21 protein-coding genes are annotated in these 23545 nt (G+C 19.6%); 15 read left to right on the top strand and 6 right to left on the bottom strand.

Features of this window, described 5'->3' with window-relative positions; all coding sequences use genetic code 11:
• The first annotated feature begins 68 nt into the window (after positions 1–68).
• Positions 69–551 (top strand): ribosome biogenesis GTP-binding protein YihA/YsxC, encoded by a 483-nt coding sequence (yihA, locus tag GJT94_RS01955; protein ID WP_168894451.1) that lies wholly within the window; start codon positions 69–71, stop codon positions 549–551.
• A 161-nt stretch (positions 552–712) separates the two neighbouring features.
• Here yihA and GJT94_RS01950 read toward each other — a convergent pair whose 3' ends face one another.
• From GJT94_RS01950 to GJT94_RS01935, 4 genes are all read right to left on the bottom strand, one after another.
• A complete protein-coding gene (locus GJT94_RS01950; RefSeq protein ID WP_168894450.1) occupies positions 713–1573 on the bottom strand; it encodes a 5'-3' exonuclease in 861 nt (286 codons plus the stop codon).
• Positions 1574–1615: 42 nt separating this feature from the next.
• Positions 1616–2305: a DsbA family protein gene (locus GJT94_RS01945; protein ID WP_168894449.1), complete on the bottom strand. Its 690-nt coding sequence runs from the start codon at positions 2303–2305 to the stop codon at positions 1616–1618.
• Between the two features lie 114 nt (positions 2306–2419).
• Positions 2420–3151, bottom strand: a complete 732-nt coding sequence (locus GJT94_RS01940; protein ID WP_246208904.1) for an RluA family pseudouridine synthase — start codon at positions 3149–3151, stop codon at positions 2420–2422.
• A 32-nt stretch (positions 3152–3183) separates the two neighbouring features.
• On the bottom strand, positions 3184–3372 hold the full coding sequence (locus GJT94_RS01935) for a S4 domain-containing protein (RefSeq protein ID WP_168894448.1): 189 nt from the start codon (positions 3370–3372) through the stop codon (positions 3184–3186).
• A 75-nt stretch (positions 3373–3447) separates the two neighbouring features.
• On the opposite strand from GJT94_RS01935, the gene bamD reads away from it, so the two are divergent.
• Positions 3448–4167, top strand: a complete 720-nt coding sequence (gene bamD, locus GJT94_RS01930) for an outer membrane protein assembly factor BamD (RefSeq protein ID WP_168894447.1) — start codon at positions 3448–3450, stop codon at positions 4165–4167.
• A 99-nt stretch (positions 4168–4266) separates the two neighbouring features.
• Here bamD and tyrA read toward each other — a convergent pair whose 3' ends face one another.
• Both tyrA and GJT94_RS01920 read right to left on the bottom strand, forming a co-directional pair.
• The gene (gene tyrA, locus GJT94_RS01925; protein ID WP_168894446.1) at positions 4267–5337 is read right to left on the bottom strand and encodes a bifunctional chorismate mutase/prephenate dehydrogenase; all 1071 of its coding nucleotides are present in this window, start codon (positions 5335–5337) and stop codon (positions 4267–4269) included.
• 33 nt (positions 5338–5370) lie between these two features.
• Positions 5371–6429, bottom strand: a complete 1059-nt coding sequence (locus tag GJT94_RS01920) for a 3-deoxy-7-phosphoheptulonate synthase (RefSeq protein WP_168894445.1) — start codon at positions 6427–6429, stop codon at positions 5371–5373.
• Positions 6430–6605: 176 nt separating this feature from the next.
• On the opposite strand from GJT94_RS01920, the gene parC reads away from it, so the two are divergent.
• The 13 genes from parC (at position 6606) to GJT94_RS01855 (ending at position 23503) form a co-directional block, all read left to right on the top strand.
• Positions 6606–8849, top strand: a complete 2244-nt coding sequence (gene parC / locus GJT94_RS01915) for a DNA topoisomerase IV subunit A (RefSeq protein ID WP_168894444.1) — start codon at positions 6606–6608, stop codon at positions 8847–8849.
• A gap of 331 nt (positions 8850–9180) precedes the next feature.
• The gene (gene thrA, locus GJT94_RS01910; RefSeq protein ID WP_168894443.1) at positions 9181–11634 is read left to right on the top strand and encodes a bifunctional aspartate kinase/homoserine dehydrogenase I; all 2454 of its coding nucleotides are present in this window, start codon (positions 9181–9183) and stop codon (positions 11632–11634) included.
• 25 nt (positions 11635–11659) lie between these two features.
• Positions 11660–12601: a homoserine kinase gene (gene thrB, locus GJT94_RS01905; protein WP_168894442.1), complete on the top strand. Its 942-nt coding sequence runs from the start codon at positions 11660–11662 to the stop codon at positions 12599–12601.
• The gene (gene thrC / locus GJT94_RS01900; RefSeq protein WP_168894441.1) at positions 12598–13902 is read left to right on the top strand and encodes a threonine synthase; all 1305 of its coding nucleotides are present in this window, start codon (positions 12598–12600) and stop codon (positions 13900–13902) included. Before thrB ends, thrC begins: the two co-directional genes overlap by 4 nt.
• A 25-nt stretch (positions 13903–13927) precedes the next feature.
• Positions 13928–14314 (top strand): NADH-quinone oxidoreductase subunit A, encoded by a 387-nt coding sequence (ndhC, locus tag GJT94_RS01895; protein WP_168894440.1) that lies wholly within the window; start codon positions 13928–13930, stop codon positions 14312–14314.
• Positions 14315–14338: 24 nt separating this feature from the next.
• A complete protein-coding gene (locus GJT94_RS01890) occupies positions 14339–15004 on the top strand; it encodes a NuoB/complex I 20 kDa subunit family protein (RefSeq protein WP_168894439.1) in 666 nt (221 codons plus the stop codon).
• A gap of 30 nt (positions 15005–15034) precedes the next feature.
• Entirely contained in the window at positions 15035–16858 is a 1824-nt protein-coding gene (nuoC, locus tag GJT94_RS01885; RefSeq protein ID WP_168894438.1) for an NADH-quinone oxidoreductase subunit C/D, read from the top strand.
• Between the two features lie 11 nt (positions 16859–16869).
• Positions 16870–17415 carry an NADH-quinone oxidoreductase subunit NuoE gene (gene nuoE, locus GJT94_RS01880; RefSeq protein ID WP_168894437.1) on the top strand — a complete coding sequence of 182 codons (546 nt, stop codon included), beginning with the start codon at positions 16870–16872 and terminating at the stop codon, positions 17413–17415.
• The gene (nuoF, locus tag GJT94_RS01875; RefSeq protein ID WP_168894436.1) at positions 17363–18643 is read left to right on the top strand and encodes an NADH-quinone oxidoreductase subunit NuoF; all 1281 of its coding nucleotides are present in this window, start codon (positions 17363–17365) and stop codon (positions 18641–18643) included. The genes nuoE and nuoF overlap by 53 nt, the downstream gene beginning before the upstream one ends.
• Before the next feature lie 85 nt (positions 18644–18728).
• Positions 18729–21452 (top strand): NADH-quinone oxidoreductase subunit NuoG, encoded by a 2724-nt coding sequence (gene nuoG / locus GJT94_RS01870; RefSeq protein ID WP_168894435.1) that lies wholly within the window; start codon positions 18729–18731, stop codon positions 21450–21452.
• Positions 21449–22423 (top strand): NADH-quinone oxidoreductase subunit NuoH, encoded by a 975-nt coding sequence (gene nuoH / locus GJT94_RS01865; RefSeq protein ID WP_168894434.1) that lies wholly within the window; start codon positions 21449–21451, stop codon positions 22421–22423. Before nuoG ends, nuoH begins: the two co-directional genes overlap by 4 nt.
• 18 nt (positions 22424–22441) lie before the next feature.
• Positions 22442–22984 (top strand): NADH-quinone oxidoreductase subunit NuoI, encoded by a 543-nt coding sequence (nuoI, locus tag GJT94_RS01860; RefSeq protein ID WP_168894433.1) that lies wholly within the window; start codon positions 22442–22444, stop codon positions 22982–22984.
• Positions 22985–23005: 21 nt separating this feature from the next.
• Positions 23006–23503 carry an NADH-quinone oxidoreductase subunit J gene (locus GJT94_RS01855; RefSeq protein WP_168894432.1) on the top strand — a complete coding sequence of 166 codons (498 nt, stop codon included), beginning with the start codon at positions 23006–23008 and terminating at the stop codon, positions 23501–23503.
• Positions 23504–23545: the final 42 nt, after the last annotated feature.

The following is a 23545-nucleotide window of genomic DNA, read 5'->3' as shown; positions in this document are numbered from 1 at the left end:
ATAATGAAATTTTATTTAATGAAACATTCACATTCTATATTTCAATATTTTTAATTATATAAAAAATAATGAATAATTTTAATAATATTAATTACAGTTATAGTACTATAAATATTAATACTTTAACTAATATTTTTAATAGCCATGATATTGCATTTATTGGTTATTCTAATGTAGGTAAATCTACTATTATAAATATTTTACTCAATAAAAAAATAGCTTATGTAAGTAAAATTCCAGGATCTACATTATTTATAAATGTATTTAAAAATAGTAAAAAAAAAATTCGTTTTTTAGATTTTCCAGGATATGGATATAATAAATTTATTAAAAAATATAAATTTAAATATTATAATATTTTACAAAAATATTTAGAACACAAAAATTCATTAAAAGGAATTATTCTTTTAATTGATATCCGTAATTTATTAAAAGAAATAGATTTAATAATTTTAAAAAAAATATCTTTTTATAAAAAACCAATTTTATTAATATTAAATAAAACTGATAAAATATCTAAAAAAAATATAAAAATAATACAAACCAAATAATAAAAATTTTAAAAAAAAAAATTAATAGTTCATTTTTTAATAAAATTAAATTAATTACATTTTCTTCAATTAAAAAAAAAAATATAAAGAAAATAAAGAATTATATTAATTATTGTTTATAATATAAAATATGTAATATATAAAATAAACTTATACATATTTTAATTAAATTTATTAAATTCGTATTTTTGAAATAAATATTTCAAATAATTTATTTGGGGTTTTATTTTAAACTGTAAAAAATTAAAATAATCTATATCTAGAGTAATATTAGTTTTTATTTTTGTTAATTTATGGTACAAAAAAACTAATTTTTTATATTTTATAAGTTTTTTTTTTATATTACAACCCCCTCTAAAATTATTGTTATTAATAATATTTATATTTTTATATATATTTTTTAAATTTCCTAATTTGTTTATTAATTTTTGACTTATTTTATTTCCTATTCCTGGAACTCCAGGAATATTATCAATGGAATCACCACTTAATGCTAGTAAATCACTAATAAATTTTGGGTATACTCCATATTTTTTATATATCTCTTTCGGTCCAGAAATAGAATAATTAATAGGATTAATTATTTTTATATTTTTATTAACTAATTGTGTTATATCTTTATCTAAGCTAAAAATAAAAACTAAATAATTCTTTTGTTCTGCTTTTAATGATAAAGTACCAATTATATCATCTGCTTCTATATTTTTTATAGATATAAAATTATATCCCATTGCCTGTATAATTTTTAATAAAGGTTTAATTTGTAAAATTAAATTATCAGGCATATTAGTTCTTTTTGATTTATATTCACTAAAAATTTTTTTTCTAAAAGATATTCCTTTAGTATCAAATATAATTAAAAAATAACTATTTATGTTCATTTTTATGATCTTGTTAAAAATTTTAATAAAACCATATATTGCACCAGTAGGATCCCCTTTAGTATTAATTAATTTAGGTAAAGCATAATAAGCACGATATAAACAAAATGATCCATCAATTAAAATTATTTTTTTTTTCATATTTATAAATATACTAAAATATATATCTTTTTTTTAAAAATATTATCTTTTTAAAAGTCTTTTTATTAAATTAATATAATTTTGATAAAAATTATTTAGATTACTAGTACTATTATATAATCCAGAAATATTTACTATAAATTTATTATTAACATATATATCTGGAACTAAATGTATATTAAGTTTTTCAATTATATCATATTCTTTTTCAAATAACATTTTTGCTATATTACTATTCCATGCAGCATCAAACATATTACCTGTAACTCCAGCTTTTCTAACAAAGATTCTTTTTATGGAATTATAATCATGAATAGATTCAGTTTTATGAATACCATCAAAAATAGGACCAATTACTTTATCTTCTACATTTAACATTTTAGCAACAACCCAAGCATATCCTAATATAGTAGATAAACCTTTACCTTCTTCTTGACCCATTTTACTGTAGTGAATTCTTATAATTTTTACATTTTTAGATATTTTATTTTTTAAAAATTTTGGATTAATACCTGTATAAAATTCATAACAATGAGGACATAAAAATGAAAAAAATTCAACTATTACTGGTTTTTTACCAAATTCTTTAGTAAATAATTGTTGTTCTTCCTTTGTTAATTTATCATATAAAGATAAATTATCTAATTTATTAGATGCTAAACAATTATTAGATGTAATTAATAATAAAAATAACATGCTAAAAAATAACATATATTTTCTTGTATTTATCATACTTTTTATCACTCTTAATTAAAAGATACAATTCGATATTAATATTATAAACTAATTATTTATTTTAATAAAATTATTTTTTAAATAAATATATTTTTTATTATGTTTAATATTTTAATTTTTATTTTTTTTCAAAAAATTAATTAAATTACTTATATCATTTGGTATTATTGAAAATAATTTAATATTTATGTTGAAAAATGGATGCATAAATTTCAAATAACAAGCATGTAAAGCTTGTCTTTGAATAATTTCATTAATTTTTTTTTTATAAAAATTATTGATTAAAGAAAAATTTTTAAATTTTTTATAAACTGGATCACCAACAATACTATGATTAATATGTGATAAATGTACTCTAATTTGATGTGTTCTCCCTGTTTTTAATCTGACTCTTAAATGAGTATGATTTTTAAATATATTTTTTATAAAATATTTTGTTATTGATTTTTTACCTAATAAATTAATTTGCATACAAATATTATGTTTTTTATATATACGTTTTATTGGATAATTTATTATTCCATTAGTTTTAATTACTCCATTTACAATAGCTTCATATTCTCTAATAATATTATGATTTTTTAATTCTTTTTTTAAAAAAAAATATGAATTCATATTTTTTGCTATAATCATTAATCCTGTTGTATTTTTATCTAATCTATGTATAATTCCTGCTCTAGGTACATCTCTTAAAAAGGGATAATTATATAATAAAGAGTTAAAAACAGTATTATTTTTATTTTTATTAGCAGGATGTACAACAAAATTAGTAGTTTTATTTATAACTAAAATATATTTATCATCATAAACTATATTTAAATATAAATTTTGTGCTTTCCATATATTATTATCTGTAATAAATATATTAATTTTAATTATATCTTTAAAAAAAATTTTTTTTTAGGTAAGTTAATAACAACATCATTTATTCTTACATTATTATTAATAATAGTTTTCTTTATTTGTGATCTTGAAAATTGTAAAATTTTTTTAGTAAGAAATAAATCTAATCTTTTTTTATCATATTTTAAACAAACTTTAAAAGTTAAATTTATATATTGCATATATTTAATATTTATAATTTAAAAATTAAATTAGTATATATTAATATAATATATTTCTTTTTTTAAAAAATCAAAATGAAAATTTTTACAAAAAATAAATTATTTTTTATTAATATTTTAATATGTATATTATTAATATTTACAACTAGCTGTAAATATAATTATATTTCACAAAAAAAATACTATAAAACTTCTCTAAAACAAGAATATTTAGAAGCTATAAAAATTTTAACTAGTAAAAAATATGATAAAGCTTTCATTAAATTTAGTAATTTATATGTTAATTATCCATATAATATGTATACTGAAAAAATTTTAGTTTATTTAATATATTTAAGTTATCTTAATCAAGATTTTTTAAATGTTTTAGAATTAACTGAAGAATTTATACAATCATATAATTATTCTGCATTTATGAGTTATATTTTTTATATTAGAATTTTATCTGAAATATCTTTAGATTCTAATACTAGAATACAAACTTTATTTAGAATAAATAGAAAAGATTGTAATCCTTTTTATACTCAATTAGCTATTAATGATACGGAAATATTTATTAAAAATTATCCTAATAATATATATACTAATGATCTTAAAAAAAGATTAATTACTATGAAAAAACGTGTAAGAATATTTGATTTAAATATTATACAGTTTCTTTTTAAAAAGAAAAATTATATATCAACAATTAACAGATGTTTAATTTTTTTAAAAGAATATCCTAATAGTATAGAGATTAATTTAATTAAAAAAATTTTACAAGATTCATATAGTAAAATAAATATTAATAAATAATATGAAGAAACTTAATATTAAAGTTGGGTTAATATTAAGTTTTTAAAATTTTATATCTAAATATTTAATTAAAAATATTTTTTATATTTTTATTAAAATTTATTTATTAAATATTAATAAATTTTTAATTTTATTAAAAATATTAATTATTTTTATTTTTTTTTTTTTATCAATTACAAAAGAAAGATTGTTAATATAGTCTAAATGTTTTTTAATATTTTCAATATTGTTTTTTGAATCTGTAATTAAATTTATATATAATTGTGGATTTTCTAAAAAAAAATTTTTTAAAATAAATATATTTAAATAAGATATAGGCTTAAATAAAGTTAAAACTTTATTAAATGATATTTTCTTTTTTATTAAAAAAGTACTATATATTAATGTAAAAAAATATTTTAGTGATTCTATAAAAAAAACATATTGATCATGTTCTATTACACTCATATATTCAATTTTTAATCCCCAAATTTCTATTTGTTTTAAGAACCAATAATAGTATTTTTTTTTACGACCATCACAGTATATTATAGATTCTTTAAATAAAAAATTTTTTTGGTAATCAAAAAAATAATATAAACCTAGAACAGGTCCTTTATATATTTTTAATATTTTTTTTATAGATATTTCTTTTATAGGAGATAAGTCAATTAAAATACAATTTTTAGGTAAAAGAAATAATTTTTTAATAAATTTTTCAAAAAAATTTTTAGATATATCTAAAATAAGCATTCCTATGTTTTTAAATAAATAATTTATATTATTAATATTTAGATTTTTCTCTTTTATATATTTTATATTATATCCAGTTATAGTTAACATATTTTTAAATAAATAGCTTATTTTTTTATCATGACTAATAATTAATATTTCTGTAAAATCAGGTTTTATTTTTTTAAATTTTTTTATTTTTTCATAATAGTATGATTCTTTAATTACACGATGGAATATATCTTCAATAAAATTAGGAGATATACCCTTTTTTTTTGCTTCTTTTTTTTTTAAATCAATTATATATTTTTCTCTTTCTGGTACATAAATTGGTAGTCCGTATTGATTTTTTATTAATCCTATTTTTTTTACTAACTCTAATCTTTTAGATAAAATCTCTAATAATTTTATATCTAAAAGATCAATTTTATTACGTAATAAACTTAATTTATTTAACATATTTTTTTATAATTATATTTTATTAATATTTTTTTATATTGAACGTAATTTAAGTATTGAATTTAATTCATTATTTATTTTATATAAAATATTTTTTGTTGTTTGTAAATTTATACATCCATCTGTAATTGATATGCCATATTTTAATTTTTTATAATTATTAATATTTAAAATTTGATTTCCTTCATTTATATAACTCTCTATCATTATCCCCATAATAGAATTATTTCCTTCTTTAATTTGAGAAATTATCGAATCAATAACTAATTTTTGTTTTTTAAAATCTTTATTAGAATTACCATGACTACAATCTATCATTATTTTAGGTTTCAATTTTACTTTTAATAAAGATTTTTCACATTCTATTATATCAGATTTATAATAATTAGGTTTTTGTCCTCCTCTTAAAATAAGATGACAATTTCTATTTCCTTTAGTATTAATAATACAAATTTTACCATTTTTATCTGTACTCATAAAATGATGTGCTGTAGAAGAAGCTTGAATGGCATTTATAGCAGAAAGAATATTACCATTTATATTATTTTTAAAACCTACAGGTATTTTAACTGAAGAAGCTATTTCTCTATGTATTTGCGATTCAACTGTACGTGCTCCAATAGCTATCCAACTTAAAAGATCATCAAGATATTTTAATGTATTAGGATCTAAAATTTCTGTAGCTAATGGGATATTATTTTTAACTAATTTTATTAGTAATTTACGTGCTAAATATAATCCTTTATTTATATTAAAAGAGTAATCCATATATGGATCGTTTATTAATCCTTTCCATCCTAAAATTGTTCTAGGTTTTTCAAAATATACTCTCATAACAAGATATATATTATGATGAATTTTAGAAAACATTTTTTTTAAGTATTTACTATATTCTATTGCTTCATCAATATTATGAATAGAACAAGGTCCACAAATAATTAATAATCTATGGTTTTTACCAGTAATAATATTTGATATAATTGAACGTGAAGTTAATATACTTTTTTTAATTTCATGAGAAATTGGTAATTTGTCTTTTAATTCTTTTGGAGTTACTAAATTTTTTTTATTCTTAAAATAAATTTTTTGCATATTAAAATATCCAAAACAAAATATTATTGCATAAAAATAACATATTTATTCTTTAAAATTCAATTTAATAATTAAAATTTAAATATAAATTTTATTATTTGATAGTTAAAATATTACAAAGTTTCTTTATAATAAAAATGTATATTTTATATAAAATTTCACTTAGGAAATAATAAATGAATAAGTTAATAAAAAAAAATATAATAGAAACAATATTATTGGATAAATTTGCAGAACACGCTTATTTAAACTATTCTATTTATGTAATTTCTGATAGAGCCTTACCCCATATTGGTGATGGCTTAAAACCAGTACAAAGAAGAATTATATATGCCATGTTTGAATTAGGATTAAAATCATCATGTAAATTTAAAAAATCAGCTAGAACAATTGGTGATGTTATTGGAAAATATCACCCTCATGGAGATGCAGCTTGTTATGAAGCAATGGTTTTAATGGCACAACATTTTTCTTATAGATATCCTTTAATAGAAGGTCAGGGAAATTGGGGTTCTCAAGATGATCCTAAATCATTTGCTGCAATGAGATATACAGAATCTCGTTTAGCAAAATATTCTGATATATTATTAAATGAAGTAGAAAAAGGTACTGTAAAATTTATACCTAATTTTGATGGAACATTATTAGAACCTAAAATATTACCAGCATGTTTACCAAATATAATTTTAAATGGATCAACAGGAATAGCAGTAGGTATGGCAACAGATATTCCTCCTCATAATATTAAAGAAATATCTAATGCTATAATAAAATTAATTGATCACCCTAAAATTAAATTAAATGAAATTTTAAATATTATTCAAGGTCCAGATTTTCCGACTGGAAGTGAAATTATAACACCTAAAGATGAAATTTATAAAATATATGAAAAAGGTAGAGGTTCTATCAAATTAAGAGCAGTATGGCAAATAAAAGATAATACTGTAATTATTACAGCATTACCATATCAAATTTCTGGAATACGTATTATTGAACAAATTACAACACAAATGAGAAATAAAAAACTACCGATGATTGAAGAAATAAGAGATGAATCTGATTATGAAAATCCTACTAGAATAGTTATTATAATTCGTAATAATTTTAATTATTTAAAAATTGAACAAATTATGTATCATTTATTTTTTATGACTGATTTAGAAAAAAGTTATCGTATTAATTTAAATATGATAGGTTTAGATAATAAACCTGCTGTAAAAAATTTAATAGAAATATTATCAGAATGGATTTTATTTAGAAGAAAAATAGTAAAAAAACGTTTAAATTTTTATTTAAAAAAAATAAATAAAAGATTACATATAATTACAGGATTATTAATAATTTATTCTAATCTAGAAAATTTTATAAAAATTATTCGTTTAAATCCAAATCCTCACTCTATTATTAAAAAAAAATTTAATCTTACTAATATACAAATAGAAACATTACTTAATTTTAAATTACGTTCTGTTTCATTTATAGAAGAAAATAATTTAATAAATGAAAAAAAAAAATTAGAAATAGAACATAAAAAAATTGAAAAAATATTATTTTCAAAAAAAAAAATGGATTTACTTTTAAAAAAAGAAATCTTATTATCTGCTAATAATTATGGAAATTCTCGTCGTTCAATTATTAAAAAAAGAAAAGAAGCAAAATTATTAAATGAATCTGAATTAATTTTAAGTGAACCTATTACGATTATTTTATCTAAAATGGGTTGGATTAGATGTGCTAAAGGTCATACTATAGATCCTTTAAGTTTAAATTATAAATCAGGAGATTCTTTTTTTATTTCAGTAAAAGGTAAAAAAAATCAAACTATAGTTGTTTTAGATTCAAAAGGACGTAGTTATAGCATAGATTCTTTTTCTTTACCTGCCGCTCGTAGTCAAGGAGAACCTTTAAATGGAAAATTAAATATTCCACAAGGATCTATAATTAAAAGTTTATTAATAGAATCTAATAATAAAGAAATTATTCTTTCTTCTAGTTCTGGTTATGGCTTTATATGTAAATTTAATGATTTAATCGCTTGTAATAGAAATGGAAAATTATCTATTAATTTATCAGATAATGCTGAATTATTACCACCATTAGTTATTAAAAATAAAAATTTTAAAATATTAGCTATATCTTTTTTAAATAAATTTTTATTATTTTCTATTGATGAAGTTTCTAAACTTTCTAGAGGTAAAGGAAATAGATTAATTTTTATTAATAATAAAGATTTTATTCAAAAAAAAGATAAATTAAAATGGATATTTCTTATTAATAAAAATTCTATAATTTGTATAAAAACAAATAATAAAAAATTTGAATTAAAATATCAAGAATTAAAAAAATTTTTTTCAGTTAAAGGAGGAAAAGGTTTTTTATATAAAAATGTTAAAAATATTAAAGATGTTTTCTTAAAATAAGATAATTTAGTTTTATAAAAATATTTATATAAACTATTAAATTATTTAATTAATAATGTATTATTCATGTTATAATGTATATAAATAAATTTAAAATTTATAAAAAATAGTAATTTTATATAAACAAAATTATTTTTTATTTTAAACTATTTATAATCTTTTTTTTAAAAAATTTTATTTAAAATAAAAAAACTTCATTTATTTAATAATATAAATAAATTAAATATTTCAATTTAAATAATAAAATCATTGTTATATATTTATTTCATAAAAATTATAAATATATTTATTCATATTTTTATATTTTAAAATTTTAGGTAGGTTTAACAATATGAGAGTATTGAAATTTGGTGGAACATCTTTAAAAAATGCAGAAAGATTTTTATTAATAATTAATATAATTAATATGTATTTAAAGAATGAAAAAATAGCAGTTGTTTTATCCGCTCCTGCAAATATTACAAATATTTTAGAAAAAATGATAGAAAAATCTATAAAAAAAAAAAATTATAAAAAAGATATAATTTATATCCAAGAATTTTTTATAAATTTAACTAATAATTTAAAAAAAAATATAAAAAATTTAGATATTTATACTATAAATAATAATATAAATAAAATTATTAATAAAATAGAAAAATTATTATATGGTATTAATTTACTTAATTATTGTCCTAATATCATTAAAGCAAAAATTTTATCACAAGGTGAAAAATTTTCTATTCTTTTGTTAGAAAGTTTATTAAAAATAAAAAAATATAAAATATTTATAATTTCTCCTAAAAAATATTTATCAGCATATGGAACTTATTTAGAATCAACAGTAGATATTGATTTAACTTTTAAAAACATTAAAAATATTAATTTATTAAACATTAACGTAATATTAATGCCGGGATTTTCTGCAGTTAATGAAAAAAAAGAAACAGTATTATTAGGTAGAAATGGTTCTGATTATTCTGCAGCAGTATTAGCTGTTTGTTTAAAAGCTAAATATTGTGAAATTTGGACTGATGTTAATGGTATATATACAGCAGATCCTAATTTAATATCAAATACTCATTTATTAAAATTTATTACCTATAAAGAAGCTATAAAATTAGCATATTTTGGAGCGAAAGTAATTCATTATAAAACTCTAGCACCAATGTTACAAAATAATATACCTTGTGTTATTAAAAATATAATGAATATAAAATCTACTGGAACTTTAATTAGTAGTTTTGATAAAAAAAAAAATATCTTACCTAAAATAAAAGGAATTACTGAATTAAAAAATATATCTATGTTAAATATTAGTGGTGATAAGAATAAACAAATAAAAAATATTATATCACGAATATTATTTTTTATTTTTAAATTAAAAATATCTATTTATTTTATTACCCAATCTTCAGAAGATTGTAATATTAATATTTTAATTTTAGATAAAGATTTAAATAATTTAAATATTTTATTAAAAGAAGAATTTTATTTAGAATTTAAATATAATTTAATTAAATCAATTAAAATAATTCAAAATTTATCGTTAATTACATTAGTTAATAATAATATTAATTATTCTACAAATTTAATTTCTAAATTTTTAAATATTTTTAAAATAACAAATATAAAGATATTTACTATATCACAAAATATTTTTCAAAATTATATTACTGTTGTTATAAAAGAAAAATATGCAAAAAATATTATAAAAATAGCACATAAAATATTATTTCATAAAGAAAAAATTTTAGAAATTTTTATAATAGGTACTGGAGGTATTGGTAGTACTTTATTAAAACAAATTGATCAAAATAAATATTATTTTAAAAATAAAAATATTAATTTAAAAATTTGTAGTATTATTAATACAAAAAATTGTTTATTTAATATAAATGGTATTAATGTTAAAAATTGGAAAAAAAAAATTAATAATGATATTAATAATCATTATACAATAGAAAAATTATTACATGAATGTAAAAAATATAAATTTATTAAACCCGTAATTATTGATTGTACTTCTTCACAAACAATTGCAGATAAATATATAGATTTTTTATATGATGGTTTTAATATAATTGCTACTAATAAAAAAGCAAATTCATCTACAATAAAATATTATAAAGAAATACGTTCAATAGCAAATAAATTACATTTAAACTTTTATTATGAAACTAATGTTGGTGCTGGATTACCAGTAATTAATACATTACAAAACATAATAAAAACAGGTGATAAACTTAATAATTTTATTGGAATTTTATCAGGTTCACTTTCATTTATTTTTGGTAAGTTAGAAGAAGGCGTTACTTTATCAAAATCAATAATTATGGCTAAAAAAATGGGTTTTACTGAACCAGATCCAAGATCAGATCTTACTGGAATAGATGTAGCTAGAAAATTACTTATATTAGCTAGAGAAATTGGATTAAATATAGAATTAAATGATATTATTATTGAATCTATTATACCAAATAAATTTAATAAAAAAGATTCTCTTAAAGAATTTTTGGAGTCTTTATCAGAATTAGATGTGATTTACACAAAAAAAATTCAAGAAGCAAAAAAAAATAATAAAGTATTACGTTATATAGGTAGTATAAATTCAAAAGGTGTGTGTAAAGTAAAAATTATACAAATTGATAATAATCATCCTTTTTTTAAAATAAAAAATGGAGAAAATTCTTTTGCTTTTTATACTAATTATTATCAACCATATCCATTAATATTAAGAGGATACGGTGCAGGAAATAATGTTACTGCAGCAGGAGTATTAAATGATTTATTACGTTTAATTTAATTAAATTACAAGGAAATTATTATTTATGATTAAAATTTATTCTCCTGCTTCTATTGGAAATATTAATGTAGGTTTTGATACTTTAGGAATTGCATTATCTAGAATTGATAAAGGTTTACTAGGAGATTTTATAACAATTTCTTCATCCAAGAAATTTATTTTGATTAATAAGGGTCTTTTTTTAAATGATTTACCAAAAAATAATTGTGAAAATATTATTTTTCATTGTTGGACAAAATTTTGTAAAAAAATTGGAGAAAAAATTCCTGTAAAAATAATTTTAGAAAAAAATATCCCGGTGGCATCAGGATTAGGTTCCAGTGCATGTTCAATTGTTGCTTGTTTAAAAGCAATAAATTTATTTTGTAATAATCCATTAAATAATATTGATTTATTAAAATTAATGGGAGAATTAGAAGGATTTTTATCCGGTAATATACATTATGATAATATTGTTCCTTGTTTATTAGGTGGGATGAAATTAATATTAATTATTAATAAAAATAATTTAATTATTCAAAATATCCCAATTTTCAAAAATTGGTTCTGGGTAATAGCATATCCTGGAATTAAATTATCTACTTTTTATTCTAGAAAAGTTTTACCAAAATTATATGAAAAAGAAATTTTTATTAAACAAAGTCAATATTTAGCTGGCTTTATTAATGCTAGTTATACAAAACAGGAATTATTAGCATCAAAATTAATGAAAGACTTTATTGCTGAACCATATAGAAAATCTTTCATACCTAATTTTGAAAAAATTTCTTATGAAGCAAAAAAATTAGGTGCTCTAAGTTACGGAATATCTGGATCAGGACCTACAGTTTTTAGTATTTTTAATAATTTAAATATTGCATATGATATGGTTAATTGGTTTAAAAAAAATTATTTAAAAAATAATACAGGATTTGTTTATATATGTAAAATTAATAATATAGGTACTCAAATTGTGGAGCAAAAATGAAATTTTATAATATTAATTATAGTGAAGAAAAAAAAAATTTTAGTCAAGCTTTAAAAAAAGGATTAGGACAAAAACAAGGTTTATTTTTTCCTATAAATATACCAAAACTAAATAATAAAACAATTAAAAATATATTAAAACTTAACTTTGTAGATAAAAGTAATTATATAATTTCATTATTTTTAAATAAAAAAGAAATCTTATTAGATGAATTAAAAATACAAATAACTAAAGCATTTAACTTTCCAATATTATTAAATTTAATTGATAAAAATCTTGCTTGTTTAGAATTATTTCACGGACCTACTTTAGCATTTAAAGATTTTGGTGTTCGTTTTATGGCACAAATGTTAAATTTTTTTAATAAAAAAAAAAAAATTGTTATTTTAACCGCTACTTCTGGTGATACTGGTGCTGCTGTTGCTCATGCTTTTTATAAAATGAAAAATATTGAAGTTATTATATTATATCCTTATAAAAAGATTTCTATTTTACAAGAAAAATTATTTTGTACATTAGGAAAAAATATAAAAACAATTGCAATTACAGGTAATTTTGATGATTGTCAAAAACTTATAAAACAAGTTTTTAATGATAAAGAACTTAAAAAGTTATTATATTTAAATTCTGCAAATTCAATTAATATTAGTAGACTAATAGCACAAATATGTTATTATTTTGAAGCTTTTTCACAAATTCCTTTAAATCAAAGAAAAAATAAAATAGTATTTTCAGTTCCTAGTGGAAATTTTGGTAATTTAACCGCTGGATTAATAGCTAAAACAATGGGGTTACCTATACATAAGTTTATTGCTGCAACTAATATAAATGATACAATACCCAGATTTTTAAAAAAAGGAAACTGGAATCCTAAAAAAACAATACCAACATTATCTAATGCAATGGATGTTAGTATCCCTAATAATTGGCCTAGAATTATAGAAATTTTTAAAAAAAATAACTGGAATTTAAAAAAATTAGAATCTTATTCGATTACAGATAAACAAACAACTAATACAATAATAAATTTTTATAATAAATATAAATATATTTTAGAACCACACTCAGCTGTAAGTTTTTGTGCATTAAAAAAACAAATTTTAAAAAGAGATACATTTAATGTGTTTCTTGGTACCGCACACCCAGCTAAATTTCAAAATTATATTTATAATACATTACATAAAAAAATATTATTACCTAATATTTTAACTAACTGTATAGAAAAAAAAAATTTATCTTATAAATTATCTAATAATTTTTCCTATTTAAAAAAATTTTTAATACATAATTACGTAATATAAATACATTTTTAAAAAGAGGGAATTAATGATGATAATAAATAAATTAACATATAATCCTCAATATTTTATAATATTTCAATTTTTTGCTATAATTATTAGTTGTTTAATGATATTTATTTCTTCATTTTTAGGAGGAAAATCATACGGTTTAGATAAACAAATACCATTTGAATCTGGAGTTTATGCTTATGGTAATACTAAAATTAAAATGCATATTAATTATTATTTAATAGCAATATTTTTTATCATATTTGATATTGAATCTTTATATTTATATTTATGGTCTGTTACTATTAAAATAGTAAAATTAGAAGGTTTCACTGAAGGTATTCTATTTATTTTTACTATTTTAGTTACTTTATTTTATTTATTTAAAATGAAAGCTTTAAATTGGAAATATAAAAATATTTAATTATATAAAAATATACATAATAAAATGAAATATATTCTAAATAAAATTAAAAATGATAAAAAAAGTTATCCTTTAGAAAATAAAAAAAATATTAATATTGATCCTTTAAATGATCAAATTAGTAAGAATATTTTTTTGGGTAATTTAAAAAAAATTACAAATAAAATTATTAATTGGGGTAGAAAAAATTCTTTATGGCCTTATAATTTCGGATTATCTTGTTGTTATGTTGAAATGACGACATCATTTACATCTATTAATGATATTTCACGTTTTGGTTCAGAAGTATTAAGAGCATCTCCAAGACAAGCTGATTTTATGGTAATAGCGGGGACATGTTTTTTAAAAATGGCTCCTATTATACAAAGATTGTATGATCAAATGCTAGAACCTAAATGGGTAATTTCAATGGGAGCTTGTGCTAATTCTGGAGGAATGTATGATATATATTCTGTAGTACAAGGAGTAGATAAATTTTTACCTGTAGATATTTATATTCCAGGATGTCCTCCTAGACCAGAAGCATACATACAAGCATTATTATTATTACAAAAAGCTATAAATTATGAAAGACGTCCTTTATCTTGGATTATAGGAGATCAAGGAGTATATAAAGCTAAATTTACAAAATCATTAAATAAGCATTTAAATAACAAAAATATTAAATTTAAATCAATAAAAAATATATAGTATTAAAAATATTTATAATAAGGCCTATTTATGAATAATGTTTTTGATAATGTAATTAAAAAAATAGGAGATATACATAATAAATCTTTTTCTCAGAAAAATACAGAACCTATTATAAATGAGTTAAATAAAAAATTTAACTTTAAAGATTTTATTATACAAAATAATCTTAATAATAAAATTCCGTTGATTATTTGGATTAGATCAAATGATATAATAAAATTTATAAAATTTTTTTTAGAAATAAAAAATCCATATAATATGTTATATGATATGCATGGTATTGATGAAAGATTACATTTTAATAAATTTAACTTAATGAAAAAAATGGATTTTTCATTATTTTATCATTTAATATCTATTAATAGAAATTCTGATATTATTATAAAAATTCCTCTGAAAGAAAAATTTTTAAATATTAATACCATTACAAATTTTTTTAAAAATGCTAATTGGTATGAAAGAGAAATTTGGGAAATGTTTGGAATCAATTTTATTAATCATCCTTCTTTATCACATATTTTATTACCCAAAAATTGGGATAATGGTTATCCTTTACGTAAAGATTTCCCTTCTCGAGCTACTGAATCTATTCCTTATTTATTAACAAAAAAAAAATATAAAAAAGATATTAAATCTACTAAATTTAATCCAGAAGATTATAATTTACCTATAAAAAATAAATTAAATGATTATATGTATCTAAATTTAGGACCAAATCATCCTTCAGTACATGGTGCTTTTAGAATAATATTACAATTATCTGGAGAAGAAATTATACAGTGTATACCTGATATAGGTTATCATCATAGAGGGGCGGAAAAAATAGCAGAAAGACAAACATGGCATACATATATTCCATATACAGATCGTATTGAATATTTAGGTGGTTGTATAAACGAAATGCCTTATATTCTTGCAATTGAAAAATTAGCTAATATTATTATAACAGATAGAATTAAAGTTATTAGAGTAATGTTATCTGAACTATTTCGTATTAATAGTCATTTATTATGTTTATCTACTTTTATGCAAGATTTAGGTATAATGACTCCTATATTTTTAGTTTTTACAGATAGACAAAAAATATATGATATAATTGAAGCTATTACAGGAGCTAGAATGCATCCTGCATGGTTTAGAATTGGAGGTTTAGCACAAGATCTACCTAATGGATGGGATATTTTAGTAAAAAAATTATTAAATTGGTTACCTAAAAGGTTAAATATATATAAAAAAGTAGCATTACAAAATAGTATTTTAATATCTAGATCTAAAAATATAGCATTTTATAATCAAAAAGAAGCAATATCTTGGGGGATTACTGGTACTGGTTTAAGAGCTACCGGATTAAATCTTGATGTTCGTAAATGGCGACCTTATTCTGGATATGAAAATTTTGATTTCGATATTCCTATAGGTCATAATATTAGTGACTGTTATTCTAGAATTTTATTAAAATTTGAAGAAATTTGGCAAAGTTTACGTATTATTAAACAATGTCTCAATTATATGCCTGAAGGGCAATATAAAGTTGATCATCCTTTAACAACACCTCCTCCTAGAGAGAGGATGTTAAACCATATAGAAACTTTAATCCATCATTTCATTCAAGTATCTTGGGGACCATTAATACCTGCTGATGAATCATTCCAAATGATTGAAGCTACCAAAGGAATTAATAGTTATTATTTAATTAGTGATGGTAGTACCATGAGTTATCGAACTAGAATTAGAACACCTAGTTTCCCTCATTTACAACAAATACCATCTGTAATTCAAGGAAGTCTCATATCAGATTTAATTACATACTTAGGAAGTATTGACTTTGTTATGTCTGATGTAGACCGTTAATATATAATTTTATGAAAAAAATAATTAACAAAACAAGTATTTCTTTAAATAAAGAAGAATTTAAAATAATTGATAAAATTAAAAATCATTATGAATATAATAATGCTGCTATTATTGAAATATTAATATTTTTTCAAAAAAAATATGGATGGATATCTGATGATATTATTATTATTATCTCTAATATTTTAAATATTAATTCTTCTGAAATTGATAGTATAGCTACATTTTATAGTCAAATTTTCAGATCACCAGTAGGTAAATACGTTATTAAATATTGTGATAGTATTGTTTGTTATATAACAAAATATGAAAAAATATTAAAATATATTGAAAATAAATTAAAAATTAAATCAGGACAAACAACTTCTGATAAATTATTTACTCTAATACCTATATGTTGTTTAGGACATTGTGAAAATAGTCCTGTTATAATGATTAATGAAAAAATTTATACTTCATTATCTATTAATTATATAAATCAAATATTGGATAATTATATTAATGAAAATCATCAATCCCAATCCAGAAACACACCCTCTAACATGGCGTATTAATAAAAATAAAACAATATTTTTAAAAAAATATATAAAACAAGATGGTTATCAAAGTTTAAAAAATAGTTTATTAAAAAATACTCCTCAAAATATAATTCATATTATTAAAAAATCAAAATTAAAAGGAAGAGGAGGAGGAGGATTTTATACTGGATTAAAATGGAGTTTAATTCCTCCTAAAAAAAATAATAAAGAAATTCGTTATTTTTTATGTAATGCTGATGAAATGGAACCTGGAACCTATAAAGATCGTTTTTTAATAGAACATATTCCTCATCAATTAATAGAAGGTATAATAATTAGTGCTTTTGCGATTCAAGCTAACAAAGGATATATCTTTTTAAGAGGTGAATATATAAATTGTCGAAATATCTTAAATATAGCGATAAAAGAAGCTTATAATTTTAATTTTTTAGGTAAAAATATATTAAAAAGTAGTTTTAATTTTGATTTATATCTCCATATAGGAGCAGGAAGATATATATGTGGAGAAGAAACAGCATTAATTAATTCTTTAGAAGGTAAACGTGCAAATCCACGTTTTAAACCTCCATATCCAGCTTTAGTTGGTTTGTGGGGTAAACCAACATGTATCAATAATGTTGAAACTATATTTAATGTACCTGGTATAATAAAATATGGCCCTAATTGGTATAAAAACATATCTAAAAGTAAGTATGACAGTGGTACAAAAATGCTAGGTTTTTCTGGAAATGTAAAAAATCCTGGATTATGGGAATTACCTTTTGGGACACCTGCTAGAGAAATTTTAGAAAAATATGCAGGAGGAATGAAAAAAGGTTTTATATTTAAAGCATGGCAACCAGGTGGAGCAGGTACTAGTTTATTAACAAAAGATCATTTAGATTTACCAATGGATTTTATAAATATTAATAAAGCAGGTAGTAGATTAGGAACAGGTATATCTCTAGCTATAGATAATAGTATTAATATTTTATCTTTAATTAAAAATTTAGAAGTTTTTTTTGCAAGAGAATCTTGTGGTTTTTGTACTCCTTGTCGAGAAGGATTACCTTGGATTGTTAAAATATTAGATAGTTTAGAAAAAAAAAGAGGTTTTAAAAAAGATATTTCTCTTCTTAAAGAAATAAGTCAACAATTAACCAATGGAGGTTCTTTTTGTGCACATGCACCAAGTGCAATGGAACCTTTAAATAGTGCATTAAAATATTTCTTACATGAGTTTGAATATGGAATTATTAAATAGAAAATTTTATATAAAAATTTTTATTTATCATATTTCTAAATTAGAATATTGATATATACTAAAATAGTATTATGGAATTTATTTTATGATTAATATTAACATAGAAGATCAAATATATAAAGTTAATGAAAAAGATAATTTGCTAAAAATATGCCTTTCTTTAGGTTTTAATTTACCATATTTTTGTTGGCATCCAATTTTAGGTAGTATAGGGGCATGTCGTCAATGTGCAGTAAAACAATATAATAATGTTAAAAAAAAAAATGGACAAATAATTATGTCCTGCATGTCTTCTCCTATAAAAAACTCATATATATCAATTAATGATAAAGATTCAGTTAATTTTCGTAAAAAAAATATTGAATTATTAATGTTAAATCATCCACATGACTGCCCTATTTGTGATGAAGGAGGTAATTGTCATTTACAAGATATGACTGTTATGACAGGACATAATATACGTAGATATAATTTTATTAAAAGAAAATATAATAATCAATATTTAGGTCCATTTATATCACATACAATGAATCGTTGTATTACATGTTATCGTTGTGTAAGATTTTATAAAAATTATGCAGATGGAAAAGATTTTAATGTTTTTGGTTCAAAAGACAATATTTATTTTGGTAGATATTTAGATGGTAAATTAGAAAATCCTTTTTCTGGTAATTTAATTGAAATATGTCCAACTGGAGTTTTTACTGATAAAACATATAATATAAATTATGCAAGAAAATGGGATCTTCAATACGCTCCTAGTATTTGTCAACATTGTTCATTAGGATGTAATATTTCTGTAGGAGAACGTTATGGACAATTATCTAGTATACAAAATAGATTTCATGAAGAAATAAACCGTTATTTTCTTTGTGATAGAGGATATTTTGGTTATGGATATTTTTTTTTAAAAAAAAATCCCATTAATATAATATATTATAAAAATAATGAAAAATTAATTTTAAATGATGAAAGTGTTATTAAAAAAATTACTGATTTAATATTAAAATCGAAAAAAATAATTGGTATTGGCTCTCCTAGAGCCAGTATAGAAAGTAATTTTATTTTAAAAAAATTAGTTGGAAAACATAATTTTTATTCGGGTATTTTAAAAAATGAAAAAGAACAAATTGATTATATTATTAAAATATTACAAAATAAAAATATATATTTTCCTACATTATCTGAAATAGAAAATTATGATGCTATTTTAATATTAGGAGAAGATTTAACTAATACTAGTCCCAGGGCAGCTTTAGCTGTAAGACAAGCTGTAAAAAATAAATTAAATATTAAAATACATAAAAATATTTCTTATTGGAATTTTGATGCTATTTTAAATTTAAGAAATCAATCTATTAATCCACTATTTATAATAAATAATGATAAAACATCATTAGATGATATTTCTCTATGGAATTATTATGCACCTACCCTAAATCAATCTAAATTTGGTTTTATATTAGCTAATTATATTAAAAATAATAATTTTAATATTTCTTTGCATAATAAAAAATTAAAAAACAAAATTTTAAAAATAAAAGAAATATTATTAAATGCTCAAAAACCTCTAATTATTTCTGGAACTGGATCTAATTCTATAAAAATAATTTCTGCATCTTATGCTATAGCAAAAGCATTACATGAAAAAAAAAAAAATGTAGGTTTATTTTATGTGTTAAATAAAGTAAATAGTATGGGAGTTAGTTTAATTAAAGGTAAATCTTTAGAAGATCTATTTATAAATAATCAGTCTAATAATTTAGATGTAGATACAATTATTATTATGGAAAATGATTTATATTTTTATGAAGAAAAAAATAAATTAAATAATTTTTTTTCAAAAATTCCAAATATAATTGTTTTAGATCATATTTTTACTAAAACTATGAAAAAAGCTAATATAATATTACCTACATCAAACTTTATAGAAAGTAATGGTACTGTTATTAATAATGAATGTAGAGCACAACGATTTTTTCAAGTATATAAACCTTCTTTTTATAATAAAAAAAATAATAGAAAATCTAGTTGGAAATGGATATATAAAATTTATGCAAAATTAAAAAATATAAATAAAAAAATTACTTTAGATGATATTATTAAAAAATGTGAAAAATATATTCCAATATTAAATGGTATTAATTTAGCATCACCTTCTTCTACTTATAAAGTATATAATAGAAAATTTGCAAGATCTCCTGCTAGATATAGTGGAAGAACATCAATATTATCTAATATTGATATACATGAACCACAGCAACCAGAAGATATAGATACTATTTTTAATTTTTCTATGGAAGGAAATTATGATTCAAATATTAATTGTAAACATATACCATTTTTATGGTCTCCCGGTTGGAATTCTTCTCAATCATTACATAAATTTCAGAAAGAAATAGGAGTTTCATTAAAATATGGATCCACAGGATTTAAAATTTTTGAAAAAAAAAACCATATAATAAAAATAAAAAAAAATAATTATAATTATAAATTTATTTCATCTAATAAATTAATAATTATTTCACATTATACTTTATTCAATAGTAATAGTTTAATACAAAAATCTTTTTTAATACAAAAATATTTTCCTAATCATTATATTTTTTTAAATAAAAAAGATGCTAAAAAATTAGAAATTTTAGATAATAATTTAATTGAATTACATTGTTTAAATAATATTTTTATATTAAAAGCACGTATTTCAGAATTTTTACATCAAGGATTAGTTAGTATCCCATTAGGAGCAAAAAAAATTCCATTATCTTTTTTAGGAAAAACTATTGAAAAAATAAAGGTATTAAAATGATATTATTTTCTTTATTAAATTCTATAAAAATAATTTACTTATTAAAAATAATAATAATATTATTATTATTAATAATAAGTGGTGCTTTCTTAAGTTTTGCTGAAAGACGTATATTAGCTTTTTTTCAAAATCGTTATGGTCCTAATAGGATTGGATTATATGGATGTTTACAAATATTAGCCGATATGATAAAAATTCTTTTTAAAGAAGACTGGACACCAAATTTTTCAAATAAAATATTATTTAATATTGCTCCAATTATAGCTTTTAATTCATTATTATCTGTATTTGCTATATTACCAATTACTCCTCAATTAATGATATCTAATTTAAATATTGGAATACTTTTTTTTTTTATGATGGCTAGCCTTTCAATTTATTCTATTTTATTTGCGGGATTATCCAGTAATAATAAATATGCTATATTAGGATCAATTAGAGGGGTTGCTCAAATAATAAGTTACGAAATTTTCTTAGGTTTATCATTAATGGGTATTATATGTCAAACAGGTTCTTTTAACCTTTTTGATATAGTTTATTATCAATATAATCATTATTGGAATATAATTCCTCAATTTTTTGGTTTTATATCATTTTTTATAGCTTCTATTGCATTATGCCATAGACATCCTTTTGATCAACCAGAAGCAGAACAGGAATTAATTGATGGGTATCATATTGAATATTCTGGGATGAAATTTGGTCTTTTTTTTGTAGGAGAATATATTAATATAATAGTATTATCTTCTTTAATTGTTACTTTATTTTTTGGAGGATGGTTAGGACCATTTTTATCTCCTATCATATGGTATATGGGGAAAACTATTATATTTATAATATTATTTTTTTTAATAAGAGCGTCATTACCTAGACCTCGTTATGATCACGTAATGTATTTTGGTTGGTTCATATGTTTACCATTAACATTAATTAATCTTATTATTACTGCATTTTTTGTAGTATTACAATAATTATAATTAAAAACAATCATGAAAATAAAAAATTTTTTTATTGCTTTTATTAGTCAAATAAGAAGTATTTTTTTAGTATGGATGAATCTTTTTCATAAAAGAGAAACTATAATGTATCCAGAAGAAAAAATTTATTTACCACCAAGATATAGAGGAAGAATTATATTAACATCTGATACTAATAATAATGAACGTTGTGTTGCTTGTAATCTTTGTGCAGTTTCATGCCCAGTAGGTTGTATAACTTTAAAAAAAGGAATAAATAAAAATGGTAGATCTTATCCAAAATTTTTTAGAATTAATATTTCTAGATGTATTTTTTGTGGATTTTGTGAAGAATCCTGTCCTACAGGAGCAATACAATTAACTCCAGATTTTGAATTATGTGAATTTAATAGAAAGGATTTAATTTATGAAAAAAAGGATTTATTAATAAATAATCAAGGAAAATATTTAAAATATAATTTTTATGATATTTCAGGAATTGATGTACAAGATAATCCTAATAAAAAGGATAAATATTCAAATATTGAAGTAGATATAAAAAACATATTACCATAATTTAAATTAAAGGTATTTCATATGGAAATAATATTTTATATATTAGGATGTATATCTGTAATTTTTACATTTTTAATTATTATTAGTATTAATCCTATTTATACATTATTATATTTTTTAATTTCATTAATTTCCATGTCATGTATATTTTTTGTTTTAGGAGATTATTTTGCAGGTTCATTAGAAATTATTATTTATGCAGGAGCTATAGTTATTTTATTTATATTTGTTTTAATGTTATTAAATTATAAAAATATTGAATTAGAAGAAAAAAAATTTTTGTTTAAAAAAATATTATTTTTAATTATTATATTATTTCTTACTTTATTATTTTTAATATTTATATTTTATATTTTAAAAAATTTATATAATAAAAAATATATTATTATGAATTTTATTAATATAATGGATATAGGAGTAAATTTATTTACACAGTATAAAATAATTATTGAATTAATATCAATACTTTTACTATCTGGTATAATTATTGTTTTACATATAGGAACAATAAAAAAATGATAGAAAATAATGTTAAATTTTATAAAATAAAAGAAGAATATA

Origin of the sequence: Enterobacteriaceae endosymbiont of Donacia cinerea (assembly GCF_012569925.1) — a bacterium.
Lineage (GTDB): Bacteria > Pseudomonadota > Gammaproteobacteria > Enterobacterales > Enterobacteriaceae.
The sequence above is the reverse complement of the archived record's forward strand: the minus strand, read 5'-3'. Positions and strand labels throughout refer to the sequence as shown.

Bases quoted from the DNA above. Each gene is read 5' to 3' on its own strand.
- GJT94_RS01890 (WP_168894439.1), top strand. From the start codon at position 14,339: ATGAAATATATTCTAAATAAAATTAAAAATGATAAAAAAAGTTATCCT.
- nuoG (WP_168894435.1), top strand. From the start codon at position 18,729: ATGATTAATATTAACATAGAAGATCAAATATATAAAGTTAATGAAAAA.
- bamD (WP_168894447.1), top strand. From the start codon at position 3,448: ATGAAAATTTTTACAAAAAATAAATTATTTTTTATTAATATTTTAATA.
- GJT94_RS01920 (WP_168894445.1), bottom strand. From the start codon at position 6,429: ATGCAAAAAATTTATTTTAAGAATAAAAAAAATTTAGTAACTCCAAAA.
- nuoH (WP_168894434.1), top strand. From the start codon at position 21,449: ATGATATTATTTTCTTTATTAAATTCTATAAAAATAATTTACTTATTA.
- GJT94_RS01950 (WP_168894450.1), bottom strand. From the start codon at position 1,573: ATGAAAAAAAAAATAATTTTAATTGATGGATCATTTTGTTTATATCGT.
- nuoE (WP_168894437.1), top strand. From the start codon at position 16,870: ATGAAAAAAATAATTAACAAAACAAGTATTTCTTTAAATAAAGAAGAA.
- thrB (WP_168894442.1), top strand. From the start codon at position 11,660: ATGATTAAAATTTATTCTCCTGCTTCTATTGGAAATATTAATGTAGGT.
- parC (WP_168894444.1), top strand. From the start codon at position 6,606: ATGAATAAGTTAATAAAAAAAAATATAATAGAAACAATATTATTGGAT.
- GJT94_RS01945 (WP_168894449.1), bottom strand. From the start codon at position 2,305: ATGATAAATACAAGAAAATATATGTTATTTTTTAGCATGTTATTTTTA.
- thrC (WP_168894441.1), top strand. From the start codon at position 12,598: ATGAAATTTTATAATATTAATTATAGTGAAGAAAAAAAAAATTTTAGT.
- nuoC (WP_168894438.1), top strand. From the start codon at position 15,035: ATGAATAATGTTTTTGATAATGTAATTAAAAAAATAGGAGATATACAT.
- GJT94_RS01935 (WP_168894448.1), bottom strand. From the start codon at position 3,372: ATGCAATATATAAATTTAACTTTTAAAGTTTGTTTAAAATATGATAAA.
- thrA (WP_168894443.1), top strand. From the start codon at position 9,181: ATGAGAGTATTGAAATTTGGTGGAACATCTTTAAAAAATGCAGAAAGA.
- ndhC (WP_168894440.1), top strand. From the start codon at position 13,928: ATGATGATAATAAATAAATTAACATATAATCCTCAATATTTTATAATA.
- nuoF (WP_168894436.1), top strand. From the start codon at position 17,363: ATGAAAATCATCAATCCCAATCCAGAAACACACCCTCTAACATGGCGT.
- GJT94_RS01855 (WP_168894432.1), top strand. From the start codon at position 23,006: ATGGAAATAATATTTTATATATTAGGATGTATATCTGTAATTTTTACA.
- yihA (WP_168894451.1), top strand. From the start codon at position 69: ATGAATAATTTTAATAATATTAATTACAGTTATAGTACTATAAATATT.
- nuoI (WP_168894433.1), top strand. From the start codon at position 22,442: ATGAAAATAAAAAATTTTTTTATTGCTTTTATTAGTCAAATAAGAAGT.
- tyrA (WP_168894446.1), bottom strand. From the start codon at position 5,337: ATGTTAAATAAATTAAGTTTATTACGTAATAAAATTGATCTTTTAGAT.